Source organism: Priestia sp. YIM B13491 (assembly GCF_042787605.1).
GTDB classification, from domain to species: Bacteria; Bacillota; Bacilli; order Bacillales; family Bacillaceae_H; genus Priestia; species Priestia megaterium_E.
In genome coordinates this window covers 663,053-689,018 of the sequence record NZ_JBHZOR010000002.1, presented here as the reverse complement: position 1 = coordinate 689,018, position 25,966 = coordinate 663,053, and the positions used below count along the sequence as shown (strand labels likewise).

General features: G+C 39.1%; 27 protein-coding genes and 1 riboswitch. Of the genes, 17 read left to right on the top strand and 10 right to left on the bottom strand.

Annotation, left to right across the window (positions count from 1 at the left end):
• Window positions 1–7: 7 nt before the first annotated feature.
• The 11 genes from ACFX4E_RS09540 (at window position 8) to ACFX4E_RS09490 (ending at window position 11,002) form a co-directional block, all read left to right on the top strand.
• Complete coding sequence (locus ACFX4E_RS09540) at window positions 8–1,387, top strand: DUF6612 family protein (RefSeq protein WP_377258288.1); 1,380 nt, start codon at window positions 8–10, stop codon at window positions 1,385–1,387.
• A gap of 157 nt (window positions 1,388–1,544) precedes the next feature.
• Entirely contained in the window at window positions 1,545–2,450 is a 906-nt protein-coding gene (gene murQ / locus ACFX4E_RS09535) for an N-acetylmuramic acid 6-phosphate etherase (protein WP_060744895.1), read from the top strand.
• A gap of 12 nt (window positions 2,451–2,462) precedes the next feature.
• Complete coding sequence (locus ACFX4E_RS09530; RefSeq protein WP_377237356.1) at window positions 2,463–3,317, top strand: MurR/RpiR family transcriptional regulator; 855 nt, start codon at window positions 2,463–2,465, stop codon at window positions 3,315–3,317.
• Window positions 3,318–3,406: 89 nt separating this feature from the next.
• Window positions 3,407–4,768: a PTS transporter subunit EIIC gene (locus ACFX4E_RS09525; protein ID WP_377237357.1), complete on the top strand. Its 1,362-nt coding sequence runs from the start codon at window positions 3,407–3,409 to the stop codon at window positions 4,766–4,768.
• Entirely contained in the window at window positions 4,765–5,775 is a 1,011-nt protein-coding gene (locus ACFX4E_RS09520; RefSeq protein WP_377237358.1) for a MupG family TIM beta-alpha barrel fold protein, read from the top strand. Before ACFX4E_RS09525 ends, ACFX4E_RS09520 begins: the two co-directional genes overlap by 4 nt.
• Window positions 5,776–5,994: 219 nt before the next feature.
• Window positions 5,995–6,097, top strand: a riboswitch (TPP riboswitch).
• 114 nt (window positions 6,098–6,211) lie between these two features.
• Window positions 6,212–7,489, top strand: a complete 1,278-nt coding sequence (locus ACFX4E_RS09515; RefSeq protein WP_098248622.1) for an acetylornithine deacetylase — start codon at window positions 6,212–6,214, stop codon at window positions 7,487–7,489.
• A gap of 5 nt (window positions 7,490–7,494) precedes the next feature.
• Window positions 7,495–8,166 (top strand): thiaminase II, encoded by a 672-nt coding sequence (tenA, locus tag ACFX4E_RS09510; RefSeq protein WP_098433444.1) that lies wholly within the window; start codon window positions 7,495–7,497, stop codon window positions 8,164–8,166.
• The gene (locus tag ACFX4E_RS09505) at window positions 8,159–8,923 is read left to right on the top strand and encodes an ABC transporter ATP-binding protein (RefSeq protein WP_028407612.1); all 765 of its coding nucleotides are present in this window, start codon (window positions 8,159–8,161) and stop codon (window positions 8,921–8,923) included. The genes tenA and ACFX4E_RS09505 overlap by 8 nt, the downstream gene beginning before the upstream one ends.
• Complete coding sequence (locus ACFX4E_RS09500; protein WP_028407613.1) at window positions 8,920–9,663, top strand: ABC transporter permease; 744 nt, start codon at window positions 8,920–8,922, stop codon at window positions 9,661–9,663. The genes ACFX4E_RS09505 and ACFX4E_RS09500 overlap by 4 nt, the downstream gene beginning before the upstream one ends.
• Window positions 9,660–10,670: an ABC transporter substrate-binding protein gene (locus tag ACFX4E_RS09495; protein WP_028407614.1), complete on the top strand. Its 1,011-nt coding sequence runs from the start codon at window positions 9,660–9,662 to the stop codon at window positions 10,668–10,670. The genes ACFX4E_RS09500 and ACFX4E_RS09495 overlap by 4 nt, the downstream gene beginning before the upstream one ends.
• Window positions 10,671–10,756: 86 nt before the next feature.
• On the top strand, window positions 10,757–11,002 hold the full coding sequence (locus ACFX4E_RS09490; RefSeq protein ID WP_028407615.1) for a ferredoxin: 246 nt from the start codon (window positions 10,757–10,759) through the stop codon (window positions 11,000–11,002).
• A gap of 111 nt (window positions 11,003–11,113) precedes the next feature.
• On the opposite strand, the gene hxlB is transcribed toward ACFX4E_RS09490, so the two are convergent.
• The 3 genes from hxlB to hxlR all read right to left on the bottom strand — a co-directional run bounded on the left by hxlB (window position 11,114) and on the right by hxlR (window position 12,945).
• Window positions 11,114–11,671 (bottom strand): 6-phospho-3-hexuloisomerase, encoded by a 558-nt coding sequence (hxlB, locus tag ACFX4E_RS09485; RefSeq protein ID WP_028407616.1) that lies wholly within the window; start codon window positions 11,669–11,671, stop codon window positions 11,114–11,116.
• Window positions 11,672–11,681: 10 nt separating this feature from the next.
• Window positions 11,682–12,311, bottom strand: coding sequence for a 3-hexulose-6-phosphate synthase (gene hxlA / locus ACFX4E_RS09480; protein WP_028407617.1), 630 nt, complete (start codon window positions 12,309–12,311; stop codon window positions 11,682–11,684).
• A 268-nt stretch (window positions 12,312–12,579) separates the two neighbouring features.
• Window positions 12,580–12,945, bottom strand: coding sequence for a transcriptional activator HxlR (gene hxlR / locus ACFX4E_RS09475; RefSeq protein WP_028407618.1), 366 nt, complete (start codon window positions 12,943–12,945; stop codon window positions 12,580–12,582).
• Window positions 12,946–13,197: 252 nt separating this feature from the next.
• Here hxlR and ACFX4E_RS09470 point away from each other — a divergent pair, with 252 nt between their 5' ends.
• On the top strand, window positions 13,198–13,779 hold the full coding sequence (locus tag ACFX4E_RS09470) for a hypothetical protein (protein WP_195695253.1): 582 nt from the start codon (window positions 13,198–13,200) through the stop codon (window positions 13,777–13,779).
• Window positions 13,780–13,795: 16 nt separating this feature from the next.
• Complete coding sequence (locus ACFX4E_RS09465; protein WP_013055602.1) at window positions 13,796–14,119, top strand: DUF3243 domain-containing protein; 324 nt, start codon at window positions 13,796–13,798, stop codon at window positions 14,117–14,119.
• 43 nt (window positions 14,120–14,162) lie between these two features.
• On the opposite strand, the gene ACFX4E_RS09460 is transcribed toward ACFX4E_RS09465, so the two are convergent.
• From ACFX4E_RS09460 to ACFX4E_RS09450, 3 genes are read right to left on the bottom strand one after another with little or no spacing between them, the layout of a single operon-like run.
• The gene (locus tag ACFX4E_RS09460) at window positions 14,163–14,348 is read right to left on the bottom strand and encodes a FeoB-associated Cys-rich membrane protein (protein ID WP_013081918.1); all 186 of its coding nucleotides are present in this window, start codon (window positions 14,346–14,348) and stop codon (window positions 14,163–14,165) included.
• Between the two features lie 15 nt (window positions 14,349–14,363).
• Window positions 14,364–16,334 (bottom strand): ferrous iron transport protein B, encoded by a 1,971-nt coding sequence (feoB, locus tag ACFX4E_RS09455; RefSeq protein WP_377237359.1) that lies wholly within the window; start codon window positions 16,332–16,334, stop codon window positions 14,364–14,366.
• Complete coding sequence (locus ACFX4E_RS09450; RefSeq protein WP_013055605.1) at window positions 16,331–16,561, bottom strand: FeoA family protein; 231 nt, start codon at window positions 16,559–16,561, stop codon at window positions 16,331–16,333. Before ACFX4E_RS09450 ends, feoB begins: the two co-directional genes overlap by 4 nt.
• Before the next feature lie 175 nt (window positions 16,562–16,736).
• Between ACFX4E_RS09450 and ACFX4E_RS09445 the strand changes: the two genes are divergently transcribed.
• The 3 genes from ACFX4E_RS09445 to ACFX4E_RS09435 all read left to right on the top strand — a co-directional run bounded on the left by ACFX4E_RS09445 (window position 16,737) and on the right by ACFX4E_RS09435 (window position 20,734).
• Window positions 16,737–17,222, top strand: a complete 486-nt coding sequence (locus ACFX4E_RS09445; RefSeq protein ID WP_081085192.1) for a GNAT family N-acetyltransferase — start codon at window positions 16,737–16,739, stop codon at window positions 17,220–17,222.
• Between the two features lie 187 nt (window positions 17,223–17,409).
• Window positions 17,410–19,785, top strand: coding sequence for a YhgE/Pip family protein (locus ACFX4E_RS09440; protein ID WP_377237360.1), 2,376 nt, complete (start codon window positions 17,410–17,412; stop codon window positions 19,783–19,785).
• Window positions 19,786–19,882: 97 nt separating this feature from the next.
• Entirely contained in the window at window positions 19,883–20,734 is an 852-nt protein-coding gene (locus ACFX4E_RS09435; protein WP_377258285.1) for a class I SAM-dependent methyltransferase, read from the top strand.
• Window positions 20,735–20,791: 57 nt separating this feature from the next.
• Here ACFX4E_RS09435 and rpoN read toward each other — a convergent pair whose 3' ends face one another.
• A complete protein-coding gene (gene rpoN / locus ACFX4E_RS09430; RefSeq protein WP_377237362.1) occupies window positions 20,792–22,129 on the bottom strand; it encodes an RNA polymerase factor sigma-54 in 1,338 nt (445 codons plus the stop codon).
• Window positions 22,130–22,339: 210 nt separating this feature from the next.
• A complete protein-coding gene (locus tag ACFX4E_RS09425; protein WP_183128396.1) occupies window positions 22,340–22,687 on the bottom strand; it encodes a winged helix-turn-helix transcriptional regulator in 348 nt (115 codons plus the stop codon).
• Window positions 22,688–22,850: 163 nt separating this feature from the next.
• Between ACFX4E_RS09425 and ACFX4E_RS09420 the strand changes: the two genes are divergently transcribed.
• Window positions 22,851–23,834, top strand: coding sequence for a zinc-binding dehydrogenase (locus ACFX4E_RS09420; protein ID WP_116515237.1), 984 nt, complete (start codon window positions 22,851–22,853; stop codon window positions 23,832–23,834).
• A gap of 80 nt (window positions 23,835–23,914) precedes the next feature.
• Here ACFX4E_RS09420 and ACFX4E_RS09415 read toward each other — a convergent pair whose 3' ends face one another.
• Both ACFX4E_RS09415 and ACFX4E_RS09410 read right to left on the bottom strand, forming a co-directional pair.
• Window positions 23,915–24,052 carry a hypothetical protein gene (locus ACFX4E_RS09415; RefSeq protein WP_165802481.1) on the bottom strand — a complete coding sequence of 46 codons (138 nt, stop codon included), beginning with the start codon at window positions 24,050–24,052 and terminating at the stop codon, window positions 23,915–23,917.
• A 113-nt stretch (window positions 24,053–24,165) separates the two neighbouring features.
• Window positions 24,166–25,950, bottom strand: a complete 1,785-nt coding sequence (locus tag ACFX4E_RS09410) for an ABC transporter ATP-binding protein (protein WP_208757605.1) — start codon at window positions 25,948–25,950, stop codon at window positions 24,166–24,168.
• Between the last annotated feature and the right edge of the window lie 16 nt (window positions 25,951–25,966).

The window sequence follows — 25,966 nt, the reverse complement described above, 5'->3', positions numbered from 1 at the left end:
TTCTTATATGAAAAAAATAATGAATACCAGCTTAGCACTATCATTCGCTCTATTGCTTTCGGCATGTGGGATGCCGTCTTCAGAGGAATTAACGGGTGACGTGAAAGAAGCACAAGAAAAGGTGAAAAATGTTCAAGTGAAGGTCACTGGAAAAGAAGAAGGCTCCTCTGATTACCAAGTAAACGGAGTACAAGAATTTGATTTTAAAAGTAAAGCAGGTTACATTAACACAAAAATGAACGGCGAAGAATTGAAGATGTATCATGACGGTGATGAAACGTTAGCTGTGGCTGGAGAAGAAAGCACAAAAGTACAGGGAGAAGAAAAAAAGTACGTTACGGCTTTAATTAATAACGCTATGGAGCTTCAACAAAATCCAATACGCTACTATCAAAAATATGATAAAAATCTTCCAAATGAATTTGACGTCACCGAAAAAGACAAAGAGTATGTATTAACATTTAACGGAGACAAAGACAAAAAGCAAAAAATTGTAGCAGGTGATGCTAAAGCTTATTATAAAATAACAAATCAAGGCAGCGATACCGCTGTAGACCTTGACCAAATTAAAGGAAAAGATTTTTCGCTTGTTGTGACAATTGATAAAGAAACGAATCAAATAAAGAAAGTAGTAAAAAATCAGTCGTATTCAGTTAAAGTAGACGGAAAAACAGAAAACTCAAAGTCTAAGCAAACGTATACGTATACATATAATCAATTAGACAATGTAACAAAACCAAAAGTGGAAGCAAAAGCCGCTGCTGCTTCTAAAGATAGCAGCAGCGAAACGCCTAGTAAAGAAAAGCAAGCTGCTTATGCCAAGGAAGCGGGACAATACGTGGATGCTTTAATTCAAGCAACTGTGTATCAAAATACAGATCAATTTGTTGCTAAACATCCGAATCAGCAAGATAAGAAACAAATGAAAGAAAAAGGGGAGTTCCAAAAGAGCTCGTTTGTAGAGTTTTTTGAAACGAATTTTAAAGGTGCTTTATCATCATTGAGCTCAAATATAACCGACGAGCAGTTAAACGAAGTAAGCAGCGCTTTTCTACAAGCTCTTTCATCTACAAAATATAAAATTAAAGATGCAGCATATAGTGATGAAGATGATGCGTACGTCGTACAAGTCGAAATTCAAGGATTTAACGATGCAAGTGTATTAGCGGAAGTCATGACACCACTTGCAGAAAAATATCAGGCGGGTGAGCTGAGTAACGAGCAGTTAGTAAACGAACTTATTAACGGAGTAGCAAAACGCTATCGTGAGCCAGTTGAATTACTTCCGGCAAAAACAGTCCCTGTACACGTCGTAAGAAATGGTGAAAAAGATTACGAAGTTTTAATGCAAGATGAGTATCTGTTAACATTTGCTCAACAATCATAAAGAGACATAAAAAAAGATTTCAGCTATATGCCTGAAATCTTTTTTTATGTTCGTTTGAAATATAATTTTAAAAAATAAAATAAATTATTGAAATTATATTTTAAACGAATTATAATAACCATAACTTCACTACAAGATGAAAAAGGAGCCAAAAAAGATGAATGAACAGCTTACGTTATTAACAACGGAGTCTCAAAATGAGCAGACAACGAAGATCGATACAGCTAGTACAAAAGAAATTTTAAACATAATGAATAAAGAAGATCAAAAAGTGGCGCTTGCTGTACAAAAAGTACTTCCAGACGTAGGGGTGGCAGTTGAATTTGTAAGTGAATCGTTTCAAAAGGAAGGCCGGCTTATTTATGTCGGAGCGGGAACAAGCGGAAGGCTGGGAGTATTGGATGCTGTTGAATGCCCGCCTACTTTCAGTACCAATCCGGATCAAGTACAGGGATTGATGGCTGGAGGAGAAAAAGCATTTGTTAAAGCAGTTGAAGGTGCTGAAGATAAAGAAGAATTGGGAGCAGCAGATTTACAAAAAATTCATTTGAATGAACGAGACACAGTCATTGGAATTGCTGCAAGCGGACGCACTCCTTATGTGATTGGTGCATTAAGATATGCAAAATCTGTAAAAGCTAAAACGGTAGCGCTGTCTTGCAATGGTAATTCTCTTATTGGAAAAGAAGCGGACCATAGTATTGAGGTGGTAGTAGGTCCGGAAGTGCTAACAGGTTCCACAAGGTTAAAAGCAGCAAGCGCTCATAAAATGATTCTCAACATGATTTCTACAGCGGCTATGATCAAAGTAGGAAAAGCGTATGAAAACTTAATGATAGATGTTCATGTGAGTAATGAAAAGCTTAAAGAACGAGCGATAGGTATTATTTGTAAAATTACAGGTGTTTCTTATGAACAAGCAAGCCAAACGCTTGAAGAAGCAAATAATGAGGTAAAAACAGCAGTGGTTATGATCAAAACAAATGAAAATTACGACACCGCGAAGATGTTACTGAATAATGCGGGCGGTTATGTGAGAAAAGCGATTGAACATTACGTATAAAGGAGAGAAACGATGTCAACAGGCGGATTAACAATGATTAAAAACATGGTGGCTAAGCTTCCTGATTCGGAGAGGAAAATTGCTGAATATATTTTAAACAACCCGCATACTGTGATAAACAGTACGGCTGGAGAATTAGGTAGACTAGCGAATGCTAGCAGTGCTGCTGTTATTCGTTTGTGTAAATCTATCGGGGTTAGCGGGTTTCAAGAATTAAAGGTAAGAGTAGCCGGTGATTTAGCTAGAGATACGGAGCAAGGATACCGCGATATTGAAACAAATGAAACGATTCAATCTATTGTCAAAAAAACGGCAAGCAACAGCATTCAAAGTCTAAGTGATACGGCCGAGCTTGTGAATTATAAAGAAGCAGAGCGGGCTGTTTTAGCGCTGATTGAAGCTAAAAACATTCATTTTTTTGGAATCGGTGCTTCACATATTATTGCTATGGATGCGCAGCAAAAATTTCTTCGAATTAATAAAAATGCCACGGCTTTTGCAGATAGCCATTTAGCAGCTACACTCATCGCAAATGCAAGTAAAGACGATGTAGTTGTGGGCATCTCTTTTTCAGGGGAGACTCCTGAAGTAAGCAACGTCTTATCTTTAGCTAAAAATCGCGGAGTAAAGACGATTAGCTTAACCAAATACGGACAGTCTACCGTTTCATCTTTAGCTGATATCTGTTTGTATACGTCTTATTCTCAAGAAGCGCCGTTTCGAAGCGCAGCTACATCGTCTCGTTTAGCCCAGCTTTATGTGATTGATGTACTATTTTTAAGTATTGCAGCGCAGCAGTATGACCAGACGATTGAGTATATTGATAAAACAAGGGATGCCATTCAGTTTTTGAAAACTAAGAAATAAAAAAAGAAAACGATTACAAAAAGGGGATTTTGTGGTCTGTTTCCTCAGTACCGTATCCATCTAAGAGGAAAATACAAAGGGGGATTAACATGTCTTTAGATAATCATCAATTAGCAAAGGTTATTTTGAAGATGCTTGGGGGAGCATCAAATATTGAAGCGTATACGCATTGTATGACGCGGCTGCGCGTGACTGTAAAAGATGATTCAATTGTAAAAAAGGCAGATATACGAAAGCTTGAAGGCGTACTCGGATTAGTGGAAGAAGAAACGCTGCAAATCATTATTGGTCCTGGAAAAGTAAACAAAGTAACAGAGGAGTTTGGAAAGTTAATTGATGAATCTGGCGGTATTAATTTAGAAAATCGTGCGGCTCAGCGGAAATCGGAGCTGAAAGAAAAAAATGCAACTCCGTTTAAGCTCTTGCTTCGCCGAATTGCAAGTATTTTTATTCCGTTAATACCTGCTCTTGTAGCATCTGGACTTATCACCGGAGTGACAAAAGCAGCAGTTCAAGCGAAGTGGCTTCCTGCAGATTCACAGATTGCTATTCTTTTAACCGTTATCGGAAGCGGCTTATTTGCTTATCTGGGTATTTTAGTAGGTATTAATGCAGCAAAAGAATTTGGTGGTTCGCCGGCTTTAGGGGGCTTAGCTGGTATTTTAGTCATTAATCCTGCCGTAGCTGATATTAAACTTTTTGGTGAAGCACTTTTGCCGGGTCGGGGTGGCTTAATAGGAGTTTTGCTTGCAGCAATCTTTATGGCCGTAGTGGAAAAACGAGTGCGTAAATTTGTCCCTCAGTCACTGGATATTATTATTACACCAACCGTTACGGTGTTAATTACAGGCATTATTACGTATGTAGTATTCATGCCAATCGGCGGCTTGATTTCAGACGGAATCACAAAAGGCCTTTTAGGAGTTTTGGAGGTTGGAGGAGTTGTAGCAGGCTTTGTTTTAGGAGCAACATTTTTGCCGCTCGTCATTACAGGACTTCATCAAGGTCTTACTCCTGTTCATTTAGAGCTTATCAATTCAATTGGAGATGATCCGCTTCTTCCTATACTAGCAATGGGCGGAGCCGGTCAGGTCGGTGCAGCTTTTGCTATCTATATCAAAACAAAGAAAAAACGTTTAAAGCGAGCAATTGGAGGCGCTCTTCCTTCAGGGCTGCTTGGAATTGGAGAGCCGCTTATTTTTGGAGTCACACTTCCTTTAGGACGCCCCTTTTTAACCGCTTGTCTTGGAGCTGGAATCGGCGGAGCGTTTCAGGCGCACTTTCATATTGCGACTGTAGCAGTGGGAGTCTCAGGTTTGCCGCTTACGTTTTTAGTTCATGCGCATCAAATTCTTCTTTATTTACTCGGGTTAGTTGTTGCTTACGCAGCCGGCTTTGTTTGTACGTATTTCTTTGGATTCAACGATGAAATGGCGAGAGAGTTTGAATGATTGGCATTTCGTTTTATTTAAATGATAGTGATGCTAAAAAAAGATTAATAGAAGCAAGTGAGTGCGGCGTCACACGTGCATTCACTTCGCTTCACATTCCAGAGGAAAAAGGAGATTTGGCTGAACGGGCAAAAGAACTGCTGTATGTGGCTAGAGATTGTGGAATAAGCGTGTATGCAGACGTATCCAAGCATACGCCGGTTCATTTAGGTATCGAAAGCCTTATGTCGCTATCTTCACTTGGCGTATCTGGTATTAGACTAGACGATGGGTTTAGCACAGCAGAAACTCTTTCGCTTGCGAATGAATTTTATATTGCTGTTAATGCAAGTACGTTATCCAAACAAGAAATTGAAGCACTCTTATGTGCAGGTCTTCATCATCATCAGCTGCTTGCATGGCATAATTTTTATCCTCGACCTGAAACAGGGCTTGAAGAAACGTTTTTTCAACAGCAGACAGATTTATTTAATGAACTTCGTATCCCAGTCTGCGCTTATATTCCCGGGGAAGGCGAAAAGAGAGGCCCTATTTATCAAGGTCTTCCTACTAGAGAAAAAGACCGTAATAGATGCCCTTTTACCTCTGCAGTAGATTTATACGGCTGCGGAGTAGCGGAGGTTTATATTGGAGATCCATGCGCCGGTTCAAGTTTATTAAAGCGTTTGGTTCAATATCAAGAAAGCAGCATTATTCCGCTGCGCATTCGTTCACCTCATATAGAGGGAACGTACAGCGTGCGTCCAGATGTATCAAGAGACGCTCTGCGTTTAGTTGATACACGATCTGTGAAACCAGTGCCGCCATTTCATACAGTCGAGCGCAGAATCGGAGCAATTACAATGGACAATGATGGCTACGGACGTTATAGAGGAGAGGTTCAAATAGCTAAAACGAATTTGCCTGCAAATGCGAATGTGAACGTGATTGGGTATGTGATAGAAGAAGATCATGAGCTGCTTTCGTTAGTGAAACCGGGGCAAAAACTTGAGCTTATTCCTGTCTGAATGGAAAAACGGTGTATTTTTAAAGAAGCCGATAGCTAACTAGTAAGCTTATAAAAGTAAAGAGCACACACTGCTTAAAAAAAGTGTGTGCTTTTTATTTTACTAAAAAGGAAACTATTTTCATTGCTGAATCATGAACCTTTCTATTGAATAAAACGCTTTACTATGATAAAACTATTACAGGTAAACATATGATAATCGTTTAATTTTATAGAGATACAACGCCACTAGGGGTGCTTTCTAAGCTGAGAGAGACGAGAAGTCTTAACCCTTATAACCTGAACTAGGTAATACTAGCGTAGGAAAGAGGTATTGTAATGGATGTTTTGTATGGTATTTCCTTACGAACTCGTTATAATAATTTTTTGTATATAAACAAAAACACTTCTTTCCTGCGAAAGAAGTGTTTTTTTATGCGTAAAGGAAGGTGTCATACATGGAAGAAACAATTGATTTGCTTGTCAAACAGGTAGAGGAGCGCAAAGGGGAGCTAATCCAGTTAGTAAAAACGCTTGTTGCATATAAAACGCCAGCGCCTCCTGCACGAAATTCTCATGAAGCGCAGCGCTACGTAGCGGATTTCCTTAAAAACTGCGGTTTTTCCATCGATATGTGGGATTTATATTGCAACGATCCTATTGTAGTGGGCACGTTAAAAGGGAAAAAATCAGCTGACTATCAAAGCTTAATTATTAACGGGCATATGGATGTAGCTGAGGTACAAGAAAATGAAAAGTGGGAGACAAATCCGTTTGAAGCTGTAGTAAAAGACAACATGATAATCGGACGCGGAGTTGCTGATATGAAAGGCGGCTTGGCAGGAGCATTATTTGCAGTCCAGCTTTTAACAGAAGCAGGAATCGAACTGCCGGGAGACTTGATTTTTGAATCCGTTGTAGGAGAAGAAGTGGGAGAGGCAGGTACGCTGCAATGCTGTCAGAAAGGATATACAGCTGACTTTGCGCTTGTTGCTGATACGAGTGATTTACATATTCAAGGTCAAGGCGGAGTAATCACGGGATGGATTACGATAAAAAGCAGTAAAACCTATCATGACGGTACACGCCGAAGTATGATTCATGCTGGAGGAGGTCTGTTAGCTGCGAGTGCTATTGAGAAGATGGCAAAAGTGATCGGAGGGCTGCAAGAATTGGAGCGCCACTGGGCTGTTACAAAAAGCTATCCAGGATTTTTGCCGGGAACAAATACGATTAATCCAGCAGTAATCGAAGGGGGAAGACATGCTGCTTTTATTGCAGATGAATGCAGGCTGTGGGTCACCGTTCACTATTATCCCAATGAATCATACGACCAAGTATCAAAAGAAGTGGAAGAATACATTTTAGCTATTGCAAAAGCAGATCCATGGTTAAAAGATAACCTGCCAACCTTTGAATGGGGAGGCACATCAATGATTGAAGACAGAGGAGAAATCTTCCCGTCATTAGAAATTGATGAAAATCATGCTGGAGTACAGCTGCTTGCACATACTCATGAACAAATTGAAGGGAAAAAGCCCCCAATCGATGTGTCAACTAGCGTAACAGACGGGGGATGGCTAGCTGATGCGGGGATTCCGGCCGCTATTTATGGTCCGGGAAATTTAGCAAATGCACATGCTGTGAACGAACAATTAGATATAAATCAGCTTGTTCAATATACAAAAGTGATGTTGCAGTTCATTTATACGTGGCTGCATACGCATAAGGAGTGATCATCATGAAATTTAGTGAACGATTATACGAAAAGCTGCAGCCTATTTGGCGTCAAAATCATAATCATCCCTTTGTACAGGGAATGGGAGACGGAACGCTTGAAAAGGAGAAGTTTCGCTTTTACATGATTCAAGATTACCTTTACCTAATTGATTATGCAAAATTATTTGCGGTTGGAGCCATGAAAGCTACTGATGTTCAAACGATGGGGAAATTTGCTGCACTTTTGGATTCTACATTAAACGAAGAAATGAGCCTGCACCGTGAGTATGCCAAGAAATTTGAAATCAGTGAAAAAGAATTAGAAAAAGCGCAGCCATCTCCTACAACGCTTGCATACACACACTATATGCTGCACGTTGGTCAAAGCGGCACATTAGCTGAATTAGTGGCGGCTCTTTTGCCTTGTATGTGGAGCTATTGGGAAATAGGAAAAGAACTCAGTGAAAAGCCTGGAGCTAACAATGAGTTTTATCGTGAGTGGATTGAAATGTACAGCTCAGAAGAATTTGGAGAACTAGCGACATGGTGTATTAATTTATTCGACTCACTTACTGAAGACAAATCAGAAGCGGAGTTAGAAAAGCTCGAAGAAATTTTCTTGAATACAACGCGTTTTGAGTATATGTTCTGGGATATGGCTTATAACGAAGCGATGTGGCCAATTCATGAATAAGTCTGTGTTATCTTTTCAAAACGTCAGTTTTACGTACAAAAACGGTGATCAACCGATTTTAACATCATTAAACTTAGACGTAAAAGAAGGCGAGTTTGTCAGTATCGTTGGAGCGAGCGGTTCTGGGAAAAGTACGTTGTTTCGTCTCATTACAGGCCTTGAACAGCAGAGTGAAGGCGATATCGTGATTAACGGACAGTCTTATGAAAAACGGCTTGGAAAAGTAGGCTACATGCCGCAGCAAGATTTGCTTCTTCCGTGGCGCACGATTTTAGACAATGCAGCTCTGCCGCTTGAGCTTCACAATGTGTCAAAAGCAAGTGCTCATAGGCAAGTATCTCAGCTGCTCGAAGAGTTTGGTTTAAAAGGGTATGAAAATCGTTTTCCAAGTGATTTATCCGGAGGGATGAAGCAGCGTGTTTCTTTTCTGCGAACGGTATTAAGCGGTTCTAACGTACTGCTTTTAGATGAGCCTTTTAGTGCGCTTGATGCCATTACGCGTTTATCAATGCAGGAATGGCTGCTTGAACAATGGCAAAAGCGTAAACATAGCATCTTATTTATCACTCATGACGTAAACGAAGCCCTGTTTTTATCAGATCGTATTTTTATCTTTTCAGACAAGCCGGTAAGTCATCTTGAAGAGATTAAAGTACCGCTTAGCAGGCCTCGAACGCAAAAAGATTTGAATCAACAGCGTGTGCTTGATGTGAAAGATTATTTAATTGAACAGCTAAGATCGAAGGTGAACACATGAAAAAATACGGGGCTTCAGTTATTTTAGTCGTCATTTTGCTGGCTGCTTGGGAAATTGGAGCACGCATTGTAAACTATCCGTTTATTTTACCAACGCCCACCGGTATTTTAACGAAGCTTTGGGAGCTGCGAATGGATTTATTGTTTAAGCATTTACCAGCTACGCTATCTATTGTTGTAATTGGGCTGGTTATATCCGTGGTGCTGGGAGTTATGCTGGCTGTATGGATGAATTGGAGTCCGCTTATTGAGCGTGCTTTCTATCCGCTTATTATTGCGTCGCAAATGATTCCCACCATTGCCATAGCTCCTGTATTTGTTCTGTGGTTTGGCTACTCCATTTGGAGCAAAGTGATTGTGACCGTATTAATTACTTTTTTTCCTATTACGGTTAGCACATTTGACGGGCTTCGTTCGACCAATAAAGAGTTAAAAGAACTCATGCTGACCATGGGAGCAACAAAAAAAGATATTTTCTTTAAGTTGAACATTCCTTCTGCACTGCCTCATTTTTATTCAGGGCTCAAAGTAGCGGTTACCTTTAGTATAATAGGTGCTGCCATTGGCGAATGGTTAGGTGCACAAGCAGGCTTAGGATATTTCAGTCGTCGTATGATGACACAGTTTGATGCAGCTGGTGTATTTGCACCAATTGTGATTTTATCCGCGCTTGGTATTTTATTCTTTATTATTGTAGTAGGTTTCGAAAAACGTTCATTAAAGTGGAGGAAAACAGAATGAAAAAATGGTTTGTAATTGGTTTAAGCCTGATGCTTGTTTTGATGCTCGCTGCTTGCGGCCAGGACAAGGAAAATAAAGCTGGTGACAGTAAAAAATTAAAAGACGTTACAATTATGCTTGATTGGTACCCAAATGCAGTGCACAGCTTCATTTATGCTGCACAAGAAAAAGGATATTTCAAAAAAGAAGGGCTGAATGTGAAAGTACAGTTTCCTGCTAATCCAACAGACTCGCTTAATTTAGCAGCTGCGGGGAAAGTTACACTCGGCCTTTATTATCAGCCTGATGTAGCAATGGCACGAGCAAATGAAGATGTGCCGGTAAAGTCGGTAGGAGCAATCGTAAGGTCTCCATTGAACCGAGTTGTGGCGTTGAAAGATAGCGGTATTAAGCGTCCTAAAGATTTAGAAGGAAAAGTAGTAGGATACAGCGGAACACCATTAAGTGAATCTGTTCTAAAGAAAATGGTGAAAAGCGATGGAGGAGATCCGAATAAAGTAAAACTAGTAGACGTAGGATTTGAGTTAAATTCATCGCTGATTAGCAAAAAAGTAGATGCCGTAATAGGTGCATATATTAACCACGAAGTACCATTACTTCATAAAAAAGGATATAAAACAGTTGACATTGATCCTTCAGATTACGGCGTGCCATCTTATTACGAGCTAGTGGCAGTTACTGGGGATCAAACGTGGGCAAAAGATTCTGATACGATTAAAGCGTTTTGGCGTGCCGCTACAAAAGGGTATGAGTACACAGAGAAACATCCAAAAGAATCACTTCAAATTCTATTAGATAACCAAGATAAATCAAACTTCCCCCTTGAAAAAGACGTGGAAACAAAAAGTTTAAATATTTTACTTCCGAAAATGAAGTCTGAACAAGGATTTGGCAGTCAAACGAAAGAATCATGGCAGTCAAATGTAGACTGGTTAAAAGATTCAGGATTAATTAAGAAAAAGCCAAATGTAGATGAAATGTTTGAGAATATCGGAGAATCCAAGTAAATAATTTAAGACAAATTTAAAAAAACCTTCTTATACTGAACGTAACTTTCTGAACGAGAAAGTGAAAAGGTAAAGGAGGTTTTTTTATGGCTTTTACAATAGTAGATAAGGAAACATGTATTGCTTGCGGAGCATGTGGAGGGAGCGCACCAGGTCTTTATGATTATGATTCAGAAGGTCTTGCTTATGCGGTGTTAGATAACAACGAAGGAACAAAAGAGGTTCCTGAAGATCAGCAAGATGAGATGATGGAAGCGTATGAAGGATGCCCAACAGAATCCATTAAAATCGCAGATCAGCCGTTTTATGGAGATGCAACAAAATTCGAATAAGGTTTTTAAAAAAGTTAACGATAAAGTACATTTAGTTATGACATAAGTGAATATTTGGTGAAATAGAAAGTTTCAAAATAAAAAAGGTCTTGCCTAGAGCAAGACCTTTTTTTATTCTAAATTTGCATGCTTTCCGTACATTGTATGGGTATCAAGTTCTTTCTTCTCCATGAAGCGAAGAATCAGCGCATCGTAAAAGAGAAGAAGCGTTTGCTCAAACAGCGACGCCATAGGCTGTACTGTTTGATAACTGCTTTGTTCTTGATCCTTCGGAGCACCAGGCAGCTTCACGACAAAGTCAGCCAGCTTGCCAAGCGTGGAGTCGGGAGAAATTGTGACTACTCCAACTTTTCCTCCAAGTTCTTTTGCTTTTTGAGCGATAGGAATCAAGCTCTTCGTCTCGCCAGAACCTGATCCGATGATTAATAAATCATCCTTTGTGAAAGTAGAAGTCACGGTTTCTCCAATGACATAAGCATCAATGCCCATATGCATCATACGCATAGCAAACGACTTGCCCATAAGACCTGAACGGCCTGCTCCAGTGACAAACACTTTTTTAGATGAGATGATGCCATTTACAAGCTGCTCAGCTTCATCATCAGCGATTAGAGCTGTTGTTTGTAAAAGCTCATTCATAACTGTTTTTAAATGTTCGCTTGTCTGCATAGAAAGCTCCTTAATTTGTAATAAGCTCTTTCATTTGAGAAGCAACTGATTTTTTATCATCTTGGCTCGTGATTCCTCCACCAACAATAACAAGATCAGGCTGTGCTTTTACTACTTCAGGTAAAGATTCTAATTTAATGCCGCCAGCAACGGCTGTTTTTGCATTTTTTACAACGCTTTTGATTGTTACTAAATCTTCAAAAGAGTTTTGACCAACTGCTTGAAGATCGTATCCTGTGTGTACACAGATATAGTCAACGCCAAATTCGTCTAGCTCTTTTGCGCGTCCTTTAATATCTTTTACACCAATCATATCGACAAGAATTTTTTTACCTTGTTTTTTTGCTTCTTCTACAGCACCTTTGATTGACATATCTTCAGCAACACCTAAGATGGTAATGATGTCTGCTCCGGCTTGAGAAGCTTGCTGTACTTCATAGCCAGCCGCATCCATAATTTTTAGGTCAGCTAATACTTTTAAGTTAGGAAATGCTTCTTTAATTTCTTTAACGGCGCGAAGCCCTTCATTGATTACAACTGGCGTACCGATTTCTACGATATCAATATGTTCTTCAACTTCTTTTACTACCTCTTTTGCTTGAGCGATATTAACAAGATCTAATGCTAATTGTAATTCCATTCTACTCCACTCCTTAGAAAAATCTATAGATACCTTTTGTGCTTTTTTACGTAAAAAGCAGCTGGTTTAGTTATTGTACCCGCAGTTTGAGGTTCTTAAAAGTACGCACTTTTCCCGCAAATAGTGTGGGAAATGATAGTATACAGAAGTATACTAATGGACATATCAGTCTTGTAACCGCTTAATTTTCATTAAAAATGCGGATGATGTTGAGTAACATCATCCGCATAAAAAAATAAAAACTATGGAATAGAAGGAGTAGTTTCCATCATTTAATTAACGTTTCCGCCTTTTGTTCTTGATTAGCGAGCACTGTATCACGGTAATTTTTACCCCAATCGTACATAGCTGTCAAAATCGGCATTAAACTTTCTCCTTCTTTCGTAAGTGAGTATTCGACTTTAGGTGGTACGACAGGATAGACTTTACGATTAACAATCAGATCTTCTTCCAGTTCCCGCAGCTGATTAACCAGCATGCGCGGCGTAATATCAGGAATAAGCGATTTTAATTCCCCGAACCGTTTTGTTCCTTCACGTCCTAAGTGCCATAGTATTAGCATCTTCCATTTTCCACCGATAATAGCAAGCGTCAATTCTTTTTCACAGTTAAATTCCTTATTAAGCTGGCTCAATTGCTTCACCCCTATGACCAATAGTATAAAATTTATTTTAAAGTACTTCTTATTATACCGGTGCTGACAATCCTTTTACAAAAATCCGGCTTGCGCTTTTCCGTTAAAAAAGGGGAGCTTTTTTATTACATAGTTATTCTTGACTAGTGGGAGCAAAAAGGTGGCCTTTAGTCATGTTTTTTGTGTTCAATTGTTTAAATATAAAAAAAGATGGGAAATCACTCAATAACAATGCTAAAGGAGGCAGTAAAAATGGAAAGAAGTCGATCTGAATTACAAAACCCTGCTGTAAGCAACAGCGCAGGCATTAACAACGATATAGGAATCAATAACAATCCACAGACAGCTAATAGCCCTACTGCTGTTGGCAACGGAAAAAGCTGCAGCAGCAAGCTCGTAAAAGGTGTTGTTGTCGGAGCAGTTGTGGGTGGATGTATAACACTACTCGATAGCAAAACTCGTTCGTCTGTTAAAAGAAGAGCTGTTACGTTAAAGGACTCTTCTACAAACATGATTAATCAAGTAAAAGAAAATCCTCAAGAAACAAAAGAAAAAATGGTGCAGCAAATGAAAAACGCATCGAATCTTTTAAAAGATGCAATTAATGATGCTAAACATTTGTACGAGCGTGTAAATGAAGATTTCTTTAAGCAAGCAGAAGATGTGAAAAGCGTTACGCATGATGCAAAATCGACGGTAGAAGATGCTAAAAGTGATTTACAGCAAATTGGTGAAAAAGTGAAAGATGCAACTTCTGAAATAAGTAAGGAAAAGATGACGCCAGACGAAAAACCAGAAGCTGAGCGTGAAAGAACATACCAGTCTATTCACTAAAAGGGAGATGTTAACTGTGAGTCAAATGAATGAAGGAACTACAAAAGACATGAATAAAATTGAAGAAACGGCAGATAATTTAGGGACGGAGAAAAAAGAAGCAATTTTGCAGAACTTTGATACGTTTACCGATTATTTAAGTCAAAAAGTTCATGTCGGTAAAAAGCTCGGGTTAAGTGAGGAACAATTAACGGCCGCTACAAAAAAAGTGGCTAGCTATTTAGCCAAAAATGAGGAGCCTCGAAACCGAGAAGAAAAAGTCCTTCATGAGTTATGGAAAGTCAGCAGTGAAGAGGAAAAGGAAGTCCTTTCTCATCTCATTTTAAAACTAGTTGCGTAACATTAAAAAAGCATCCCATCTATCAGGATGCTTTTTTAATGTATTAAGATGATTGATTTTGAGCCTCTTGAATCGTTTTATCCCAGTCAATACCGCAATCATCCGTTGCACAAGAAGATTGCTGTGCGCAGCTTGCACATTTTCCCTGAGTACTCTTGCGGAAGAATTTTGTCATATGATAAAGAGCATATCCAAATATCAAAACCCCAATTAAAATGTTAATAATCAATGTTATTCACTCCTTTTAAGAAAAACCAAGTACTTTTCCAATAGTGTGTACAAGCAAAGCTACGACATAAGCGACAACCAAAGGGTAGGCCACAGCAAATGCTGTCCATTTCAATGAGCCGGTTTCTCGTCGAATAACAGCGACGGTTGCTAGACACGGAACATAAAGAAGAACAAACACCATAAACGTATAGGCTGTTAGCGGTGTAAAGAATGTCTTCATTGTGTCGCCAAGCTGTCCTTCTTGTACTTTATAAATGATGCTCATAGTCGAAACAACCACTTCTTTTGCTAGGAAGCCTGTAATCAGTGATGCTACAGCTTGCCATGTCGCAAAACCTAAAGGGATAAATAGCGGAGCGATAGCACCTCCAATAATAGCCATAAAGCTATTTTCCATATCTACTCCAAAACCGCCAGGGCCAGCGTAAGATGATAGCCAGATAAATACAGAGCCAGCTAAAATAACCGTACCTGCTTTCCGGACGAAATTTCGGCCTTTTTCCCACGTGCTTCTCCAAAGAGTCTTGGCTTGAGGTACGCGGTAAGGAGGAAGTTCAACAATAAAAGTTGATTGTTCGTCTTTAAGAAGCGTTACTGATAAAATTTTCGTTACAACAAGTGCTAAAATAATGCCAAGCAAGTACATAGAAAACACCACAGCTGCTCCGTTTTGTACAAAAAACGCACCTACAAACAAAGCGTATACAGGAAGGCGTGCTGAGCAGCTCATAAATGGATTTACTAAAATGGTCATAAGGCGCTCTTTTCGCTGTTCAATTGTACGCGCGGCCATGATCCCTGGTACGTTACATCCAAAGCTAATAATCATCGGAATAAATGCTTTTCCGTTCAAACCGAAAAATTCCATGATACGATCCATTACTACAGCAATTCGAGCCATGTATCCTGAATCTTCAAGCAGTGAAATGAAAAAGAACAGGACAAAAATTTGTGGTACAAATACTAGTACGCCGCCTACGCCTGCGATGATGCCGTCCACAATTAAATCATGAATAAATGGAGCGGCACCAGCTGCAGTTAGAAGAGAATCAGCGCCTTTACTAAGCGTTCCGCCAAAAAAACCGTCCAGTTTATCAGAAAGAGGAACGCCAATCCAAGTAAACGTAATATTAAAAATCAAATACATTAAGCTAAGAAAAATAGGGAGACCAAGCCACTTATGCGTCACAATTCGATCGATTCGATCTGTGAAGGTTAGAGGTGTTTCGCTGCCCTTTATGATACACTCGCTGGAAATGCGCTCAATAAATGCTGTACGCACGTCGAAGAAATGCTCGCTAAGCGGCTTGGTTAATTTTTGTGCAGCCGCTTTTCGAAGTTCAAGCAGCTCTGAGTAACTCGTTTTTTCTTTTAATGTTGATTCGATTACGCTATTTTCCGCTAAAAATTGAATGGCAATCCATCTGCTGACATCCGCTTTTGTTTGAATCATACGAATTGCTTGTTCAGTGGTTTCCCCGTAATTTAATTGAAATGAAGGGGCTTTTAAATCTTGCTTCAAAGTGGAGAGAAGCTCATTAATTCCTTTTCCATTGCGGGCAATAATTGCAGAAACCGGAATATGTAATGATTTGCTAAGCTTCTCCAAATGAAAAGTCAATCCGCGTTTTTCTGCTACATCAATCATATTTAAGCCGATTACTAATGGTTTTCCATATTCCAATGCTTGAATAGTGAGATGCATGCTTCTTTCAAACTGAGAAGCGTCTACGATATTCAGCATACTGTTAAATTCTCCGGTTAACAAAAAGTTAGTTACCACTGCTTCATCTGAAGAAAGAGGAGTAAAATCATACACACCCGGCAAATCAACCAGCTGGCTGTTTTGCTTTTTAATAGACCCAACTTTCTTTTCAACGGTTACACCGCTCCAGTTTCCTACGTATTCATAGGAATCTGTTAATATATTGAATAAAGAAGTTTTTCCTGTGTTTGGATTTCCTAAAAGTGCAATTGTACTCATGCTGTCTCAACCTCAATTTTAGCCGCATCCCTTTTTCGGATGCTAATCATTTGACCTTGACATTCAATAATACAAGGTCCTCCTAAGATGGTTTTTTGCTTCATGCATAGTTCACAGCCTTTTTTTACTCCAAAAGAAAGAAGGCGGCGTTCTAGTGATCTATCTAAAAATTCAATGTTTTTAACTTTTACTTTGTCGCCAATACTCACGGTAGTTAAATTCATCATTCAGCACTCCTGTTAATGATAATCATTTTCAATTTGTATCTATCTCGATTATACATAAGGTTCTAAAATCAATCAATGCTTCTAGAGCGTTACAATTAAAAATATATATTTATAACTATATTTTTCAGATGAAATTATGTACGATTTTAGCAGCAAATTGTCAGGAGGGATGTGAGTGGAGGTAATCATTCGCAAAATGAGAAAAGAAGATATTACGTCTGTTCAATACGTCGCAAAGATGAGCTGGTATGATACATATGAAGGAATTATTCCTAGAAGCGTTCAGAATCGGTTTCTTTCAGAAGCATACTCCAATAAAAGGATGCTGTGGCGCTTGCGTAATTCGTTCATTTATGTAGCAACTATTGATGAGAAAATCGTAGGGTACGCTAACTTTTTCCCACTACAAAACAGAGGGGAAATAGAACTAGGATCTATCTATATACTTCCTGCTTATCAAGGAAAAGGAATCGGTTCGCAATTGTTAGAAAAAGGAATGAAGCGCTCGAAGGAACTAAAAATCGTTTACATTAATGTAGAAAGGGAAAACGGAATAGGCCGTGCTTTTTATCAATCAAAAGGTTTCCAGCTCGTGGATGAATTTGATGATGAATTTGAAGGGCATTTGTTAAAAACGATGCGGATGAAGTTAATGATTTAAGCCTATAGCATGAACGTTATCTTAAAAAAGCTGATTTTAAACTTTCTGCTAAAATCAGCTTTTAATTACAGAATAACGATTGACCTTATTCTTGTGAATATGGTAACATTAATCAGAACTTAATGACCGAAAATGTTTTTCGGTCAAACAGTCAGGCGGAAGTAAGGATTATTGGAGGCTAAAAAACATGAATATGATTAAAGGAGAATGGAAAAAAATCTTTTCCAAACCAATGACTATTGTTGTGATTTGCGGATTGTTATTTGTTCCATTACTTTATAATGTCATCTTTTTATCTGCTTACTGGGATCCATATGGAAAAACAGATCAAATTCCAGTTGCAGTGGTAAATGAAGATAAAGGTGCTACGTTAGATGGAAAGAAATTGAATGTCGGTCGTGATTTTGTTGATGATTTAAAGAAAAATGATAAATTTGACTGGAAATTTACGAACAAAGAAAAAGCGTTAGAAGGCCTAAAAAATGAGGACTACTATTTAGTTTTAGAAATTCCAAAGAATTTCTCCAAAAATGCAACAACATTAATGGATAAAGATCCTAAAAAAATGAAATTTATCTATCATACAAATGCCGGAAAGAACTATTCAGGCGCTCAAATTAGCTCAAATGCAGTGGCTAAAATCAATGATCAGATTAAAGAAGCAGTCACAAAGCAGTATGCTGAAACGGTATTTGACAGCTTTAAGCAAGTAGCGGACGGTCTTCAAAAAGCAAGTGACGGTGCAGGAGAGCTCGAAAACGGCTCGAAAACGCTGCGAGATAATATGAAGAAACTAGCAGACAGCACGGTTACATTCGAAGACGGTACAGCTAAATTGGCAAACGGATTAACGGATGCACGAAAAGGAGCAACAGATTTAAATGCAGGTGCTGCTAAGCTCCTAAACGGTGCGGACACAATTAATGAAAACTTAGGCAGCCTAAACAGCGGTTTAGGGAAGCTAGAAAGTGGGAGCGGGCAGCTTTATGCGGCTTCTAAAGAACTTGAAACAGGTGCCGGAAAGCTTAGCACTGGATTAGGACAACTACAAGACGGAACTGCAAAACTGCAAGGTGCAACACAGCAGCTCAATGAAGGAACAAAGACACTTCAAGGGAAATTACCGCAGTTTACAAGCGGCTTAAACCAAGTGGACGCTGAAGTGAGCAGCGTTACGCAGCAAATTAATCAAGCAGAACAGGAAATTACGCAGATTAAACAGCAGGTCGATTCAAAAAAAGCAGAGTTTGAACAGCAGCAGCAAGCTCTCATTGACAGCATTAACAGCAACGAGTCCATTCCTGATGAGCAAAAACAAACGCTGATTGCAGGAATTAAAAAACTTACGTCTCAGCAGTTTATGGATGAACAGCAGCAAAAAGCAGAGCAGCTAAAAGCAAAAGTAGATAAAGTGAAAGAGTTATCTGCGGCTCTTCAAAAGCTGTCTAAAGGCGGAGAAGATATTCAAAGCGCTATTAATAAAATTGCTGATGGACAAAGTCAGCTGTACAATGGCCAAACAAAATTATACAATGCCCAAACTCAACTATACAACGGTGCTGTTAAACTAGCAGACGGAGAAAAGCAGTTCAACAGCAAATTTGCGGAACTAAACAGCGGTATAGCTGACGCTCATACAGGAGCTGGAAAGCTTGCTGACGGGCAGCAGCAACTTGTGAATGGACTTAAAAAGTCTGAACAAGGAAGCGCAGCGCTAGCAAATGGCTTAACGCAGCTAGAAAACGGGGCCACCAAGTTAGTAAATGGTTCTAAAGAGTTAACAAATGGTTCGTCCAAACTATATGATGGTTCATCTAAATTATCAGATGGAACAAGCGAGCTTCATTCATCTTTAGCAGATGGTGCAAAAGATGCAAAAGATGTTAAAGCGGATGATAAAACATATAGCATGTTTTCAAATCCAACGGATTTAAAATCAGATAAACAAAACAACGTAGATAAGTACGGTGTCGGATTAGCTCCATACATCTTATGTATTGGCTTGTTTGCGGGAACGTTAATGTTCTCAGCGGTATATCCAATGAAAGAGCCATCAATTCGACCGACATCAGGCATTTCGTGGTTCTTAAGTAAGTTTAGTGTCATCACTATTGTAGGTATGCTGCAGGCAGCGATTGCTGTTACAGCTCTTCTATGGGGCTTGCATTTAAACGTAACAAGCATTTGGCACTTCTATATCTTTACCATGATTACAGGTGTGACGTTCTTTACACTTATCTTGTTCTTAACAACAGGGTTAGGAAAAGTAGGGCAGTATTTAGCCTTCATTATTCTGCTGCTTCAAATTGGCGGCAGTGCAGGTACATTCCCTAAAGCACTTGTACCGGAATTTTTCCAGGCAATTAATCCGTACTTGCCTATGACCTATGCAATTCGCGGTTTCCGTGAAATCATTTCCATTGGTGATGATTTCGGCTACGTATGGCATCAGGCTGGCGTACTTGGAATCTTTGCAGCAATCTTCATCACTCTTTCATTGATAATGTTTTATATCAATGCCAGAAAAGAGAAGCATCACAAAGAGGAACAGGCAGCAGCATAATTTAACTAATATAAAAAGAGAGTTCCAGTTTAAAAAGGAACTCTCTTTTTCTTTATGATAGTATAGGTTTACGTATAAAAGAGGGGAACGTGAATACATGCAGCTTACAAAATTTTCGATATATGAAAGTGATCGTGTAAAAAAGTGGCAGGAAGGGCTGAAAGAATGGGACGGTTCAATATCGGAACGGATGATAAACGACCGAGCTGAAGATGAATTTTGGCAGCAGTATGTAGAAAAAATGTCTTTTAATTCAGTAAATGACCCTGTAGTAAAACAGCTTCAACGAGAACTTCTTGCTTTTTTGAATCCAACTGACTCTGTTATGGAAATTGGCCCTGGCTGGGGAAATTATACGTTTTCGATTGCTGATTATGTAAAAGAACTTACGTGTATGGATTGTTCGCCAAGCATTATTCGCTACTTACAAACGCAATCAGAGGACCGCTCTAATCTAAAGTTCATAGAAGGTAAATGGGAGTATGAGCGTCTAACAGATAACTATGATGCCGTAGTAGGAATAAACTGTTTTTACCGTATGCATAATATTGTCGATGGTCTCTTAAATATGAATGATTCGGCTAATCGTTTGGCGGTTATAGGCATGTCAACGGGTCCAGAAAAGCCTCACTACGTAGAGTTACATAGAAAGCTTGGGTACGAGATTAAATGGCGCCATAAGGAATATATTGACTTACTAAATATTTTATATGAACTGGGTATTTACGCGGATTGTAAGCTGGTTCCTATAACCAAAACGGTAACCTATGAGACGTACGAAGATCTTATCAAGAAGAACTCGACAAAGGTGCTTTCTAAAGATATTGACAAGTTAGAAACTGAGAAGATTATTTTACAGCATGTAAAGAAAATAAATGGCACATATGAATATACGTATCAATATCATATGGCTTTTATTTATTGGAAACCGATAAAAAGAACCCGTTGAGTAAAATCAACGGGTTCTTTTTAGTAGGGATAAAGCTGTAATTTAGGATAAGCAATATTAAAATCGTCGCCGCTTAGAAGAACTTTCAATTCCTGCTTCTTCACGGTATTTAGCTACTGTTCTTCTTGAAATCTGAATTCCTTCGCTGGAAAGAAGAGACATGAGCTTTTGATCTGAAAGAGGTTTTAATTTATTTTCTTCGGCAATTAATGTTTTAATTTTTTCTTTTATAAAGGCAGTAGAATTGCTTTGTTCGCCATCAGTTCGCTCTAAAGAATTGGTGAAAAAGTATTTTAACTCAAACAGCCCGCGTGGCGTTTGAATATACTTTCCGTTAGTCGCACGGCTTACCGTTGATTCGTGACAGTCTATTTTTTGAGCAATATCTTTTAAGGTAAGCGGCTTTAGCCCCGAAATACCCATTTCAAAAAAATCTTGCTGATGTTCCACAATTGCTTTGGACACGTTGTAAATCGTCGCATTACGCTGCTCAATACTATTGATTAGCCAAGTAGCTTCATGAATTTTTTCCTGTACGTATCGATCGGTTGTTACGCATGCAGAGCGATGAACCAGCTTTTGGTAGGTACTGTTAATTTCGATGGACGGAAGCAGCTCGCTATGAAGAATAACATGATAGCGGCCGTCAATTTTTTGTACCGTTACATCAGGCGAGATGTACTTCGTAAGCGGGACGTGGAAATCTCCTGCTGGCCGAGGATTTAATGTCCGCAAGCAGTCAACAATTTCTTGTACTTCACGCATCGAAATAGAGTATTTTTTTGAAATGTTCCGATATTTTTTGTTAGCAATATCTTCAATATCGTGTTTTACCACGTCGTATAAAAGAGGAGGCTTTGACTTTTTGGCCTTAATTTGAATAAGCAGTGAATCGACAAAATTTTGAGCGCCCACGCCAATCGGATCAAAGCTTTGTAAAACGTGAATCATATCGTTGACTTCGTTAAATGAAACATTCAGCAGTTCGGCTGCCAATTTTGGCTCAATTGCTAAAAAGCCGTTTTTATTTAAGTTTCCAATTAGAAATTGAACGATGTGTTTTTGGTGTGTGTGTAAATGATTTAGCATAGACAGCTGCTCTAATAAATGACTCTCTAATGTCACAGTTTGATCAGATATATAATTAAACGGATTATAATCGTCATCGGTATAACCTTTTGAATATGAACGCTGTTCTCTAGTATCAAATGAATCTTTTTGCTGAGAGTCGCTAGCAGACAGTTTAATTACAGGATTTTCATTGACTTGCTGATGAAGATAATGAACTAAATCGGCTGTAGAATAATTTAAAATGTTGATAGACTGACGTAATTCAGGTGTCATGGCCAATTTTAATAGTTGTTTTTGGGATAAATCTAAACCTAATTGCATCATTGAATCACCTATCATTCTTGAGTTTTATTTCGACAATTCTGGCTGCATCGTTCGACATCATCATAGCTGAAAATGCGAAAGAATTCTATAGTGTTGTCAGATGTTCTTACATAGGGGCGAATCGCAAGAAAGAGTAGGAGAATAGATAAAACAAGCGAATAGCTCCTGGCAATAGCTATTCGTTTGTTTTAACAGAGCCGCTAGGAGAACTTAGCTGCAATTTGGGGTGTTTCCCATTCTTCTATCTCCCCATGCGCACATCATATTTAAAATTTCTCGTAAGGTTTCGCCTTCTTCACTGAGTGAGTACTCTACTTTAGGAGGAACTTCATTGTATACTTTTCTATTAACCACACCGTCTTTTTCTAATTCTTTTAGCTGTTGAGACAGCATTTTTTTGGTAATAGCAGGCATAGCTCGCTGAAGTTCACTAAAACGTTTTTCGCCTTCTTTTAATAGGCATAAAATAACAACTTTCCATTTCCCGCCGATTACTTCAAGCGTTGCTTCAACAGGTATATTATAGTGGGGTGCTTTCACCGTTAATCCTCCATTCATAAACAGATATGAAATATGGATATAATAATTTAATATCCATAGACCTAGGTTACCGGGAAGGTACCTGGTTACATGAAAGTGCCGTCTTTTGTAAACAACATGTATTTATTATACTGAAAAAGAACTTTTAATTGAAGGAAGAAATGTAAAAGGGGAGATCTTGATGAAAGCTTTACTGCTAGAAGGAAAAGGGAAAGTAAGTGAGATGAAAGTCGGAAATATTCAAAAGCCGCATCCAGCTAAAGGTGAAATTTTAGTTAAAATTAAAGCTACTGCCCTGAACCCTGTAGATTATAAAACAGGAAACGGCGGTAATCCTAGTTGGACATATCCTCATGTATTAGGACTTGATTCAGCTGGCGTTGTAGAGGAAGTGGGAGAAGAAGTCACAGCTGTCAAAGTCGGAGACCGCGTTGTATATCATAGCGATTTATCAAAAAAAGGCGGGTTTGCACAATACGGAGTGACAACAGCCCACACAGTTTCTCTTATTCCGCAAGGAGTTTCATTCGAAGACGCTGCGGCTATTCCATGTGCGGGATATACAGCATATCAAGCATTGTTTCACAAAATGAACGCTTCAAAAGGACAAACGATTTTAATTCACGCAGGTGCTGGAGGGGTTGGAGGATTTGCCATGCAGCTTGCCAAAAATGCAGGTCTTACAGTGCTCACAACCGCATCTTCTCCCAATCATGAGTTTGTAAAAAGTTTAGGTGCTGATTATGTAATCGACTACCGCAAAGAAGACTTTGTGAAAAAAGTGCTGGAGCTTACCGATGGAATCGGTGTAGATTTAGTCTTGGATACCGTTGGACGAGACAATGCAGACGAGTCGGTAAAGGCTCTTGCTTTTAATGGTCAAATTGCATTCATCGCGGGACCGCCTAATGTAAACGATGCGATTTCGTTTGCGCACCCACTATCGTTTCATCAAGTTGCATTAGGAAGTGTACATCAGTCTAATAACGTAAAAGAACAGCGAAAGCTTGCTGAGATGGGAAATAGAATGCTTTTGCTTTTACAAGAAAATAAGCTAAATGCACTCGTGGAAAAAGTCATTTCACTAGACGAAGTGCCGGCAGCATTAGATGAACTGGCGACTCGTCGAGTAAAAGGGAAAATTGTAGCTGTAATAGATAAGTGATAGAACAAAAAAGAGATTGAGACATAACTACATCAATTCAATCTAAAGCCAAACAAATGTAAGAAAGGAGCTCATATCGATCATTTATTACACCACTGTTGATTTCCGTGCAAGGCTTCGCTTTCCGCGGACGATGAGCCTCCTCGTTGCTTGCGCTCCTGCGGGGTCTGATCCCTTCCGCTGTTCCCGCAGGAGTCTTCGCCTTGCTTTCTAATCAACAGCTAGAAGCAACTAACTGGATGAACCCTACGTTTACCAACACAATGAAAAGGTCCGAACGAGTACTCATTCGGACCTTCCTTAAACTAACATACTTTTTATTTTACCTCTTTTAAATCGTAAACTGCTGCGTATAGAGCTTGTGATAAAACCCTTGTTTTTCTAGCAGCTCGCCATGATTTCCTTCTTCAATAATTTGTCCGTCTTTTAAGACAAGGATTTGATCTGCATTTTCAATCGTTTTAAGGCGGTGGGCAATCACAAAGCTTGTTTTTCCTTTTAATAGATTACTCATTCCTCGTTGAATATCAATTTCTGTTTTTGTATCAATATTGGAAGTAGCTTCGTCTAAAATTAAAATGTCACAGTCAGAAAGCATGGCTCGAGCAATCGATAAAAGCTGCTTTTGACCTTCACTTAAATTTCCTCCACCAGCTGAAATCACGGTATCGTATTGCTGCGGCAAATGTTTGATAAACGAATGAGCATTGGCCATCTTTGCGGCGCTTTTCACTTCTTCATCGCTGGCATCTAACCGGCCAAATCGAATGTTATCCGCAATCGTACCGGAAAATAAATAGGTATCTTGAAGAACAATGCCGATTCGGTTTCGTAAATCATGGATGTTATAGTCACTGATGGAACGTCCGTCAATTTTAATGTCTCCGTTTGAGATGTCATAAAATCGTGTGAGCAAGTTAATGATGGTTGTTTTACCAGAACCTGTTGGACCGACCAAAGCAACCATTTCACCTTTTTTTGCTGTCAGTGTAACATTTTTTAAAATCATTTTTTCATCGTTATAGCCAAATGCTACGTTTTCAAAAGCAACGTCTCCTGCAAATTTTGTAACAGAAAGAGCGTTTGGCTTGTTTGTGACGTCCGGCTGCTCATCCATAATCGCAAACACGCGCTCTGCGCCGGCAATAGCTGAAAGAATGGTGTTTACTAAGTTTGCCATTTGACTGATTGGGCGAGAGAACTGACGTGAGTAGTTAACAAATGAAGCGATCATCCCAACTGTAACGCTACCTTGAACAGCCATAAATGCGCCCGCTCCGATCACTAGTGCTAAGCCTAAGTTGTTAATAAAGTTTGTGACAGGACCTAAAAAGCCTGAAAATGTTTCCGCCTTTGTTGCTGAACTTCTCAGCTGTTCATTTCGTTCATTAAAAACAGTTAAAAAGTCTTTTTCCTTACTAAAAAGCGTAACAACTTCTCCTCCAGAGATTGCTTCTTCTACAAAGCCGTTTAGCTCACCTAAGTCTTTTTGACGTTTGACAAAATTTTCACTGCTGCGTTTTAATATTTGTCGAACGATTATAACCATCAAGGGAATAACAATCAGCGTGATAATGGCAAGAATCCAGTTGAGCGAGAACATCGCAATGGTAATGCCGACTAAAGACAAAATAGAGGACAGAGCCTGAATAACGCTTTGACTCAGAGCGCTGTTTAGATTATCAATATCATTTGTGACTCTGCTCATTAACTCTCCGTGAGCTCGTTTGTCAAAAAAGCGAAGGGAGAGAGTCTGAAGCTTTGCAAATAAATCTTGGCGGAGCATTCCAATAGTTGTAAACGAAACGTTCACCATTAAATAGGTTTGCAGCCATGTTAATAAAGATGTCGTGATATAAATTCCTGCAAGAATAAGGGACATTCGTATCGTCCCGCTGATATCTTTAGGAATAATATGCTCATCAATAATAACCCCAATTAAATAAGGGCCTAATAAATTAAGCAGGGAAGTCACAATAACTAAGATTATCGCAGCCGCAAGCGGAGGTTTTCGTTTCCCCATATATGACCAGATTCTGTACAGTGTTTTTTTCGCATTCTTTGGCTTAACTACAGGGCCTTTCATCATTCCTCTAGGGCCGCGAATAGAGCTCATTTGATTTTTACCTTGA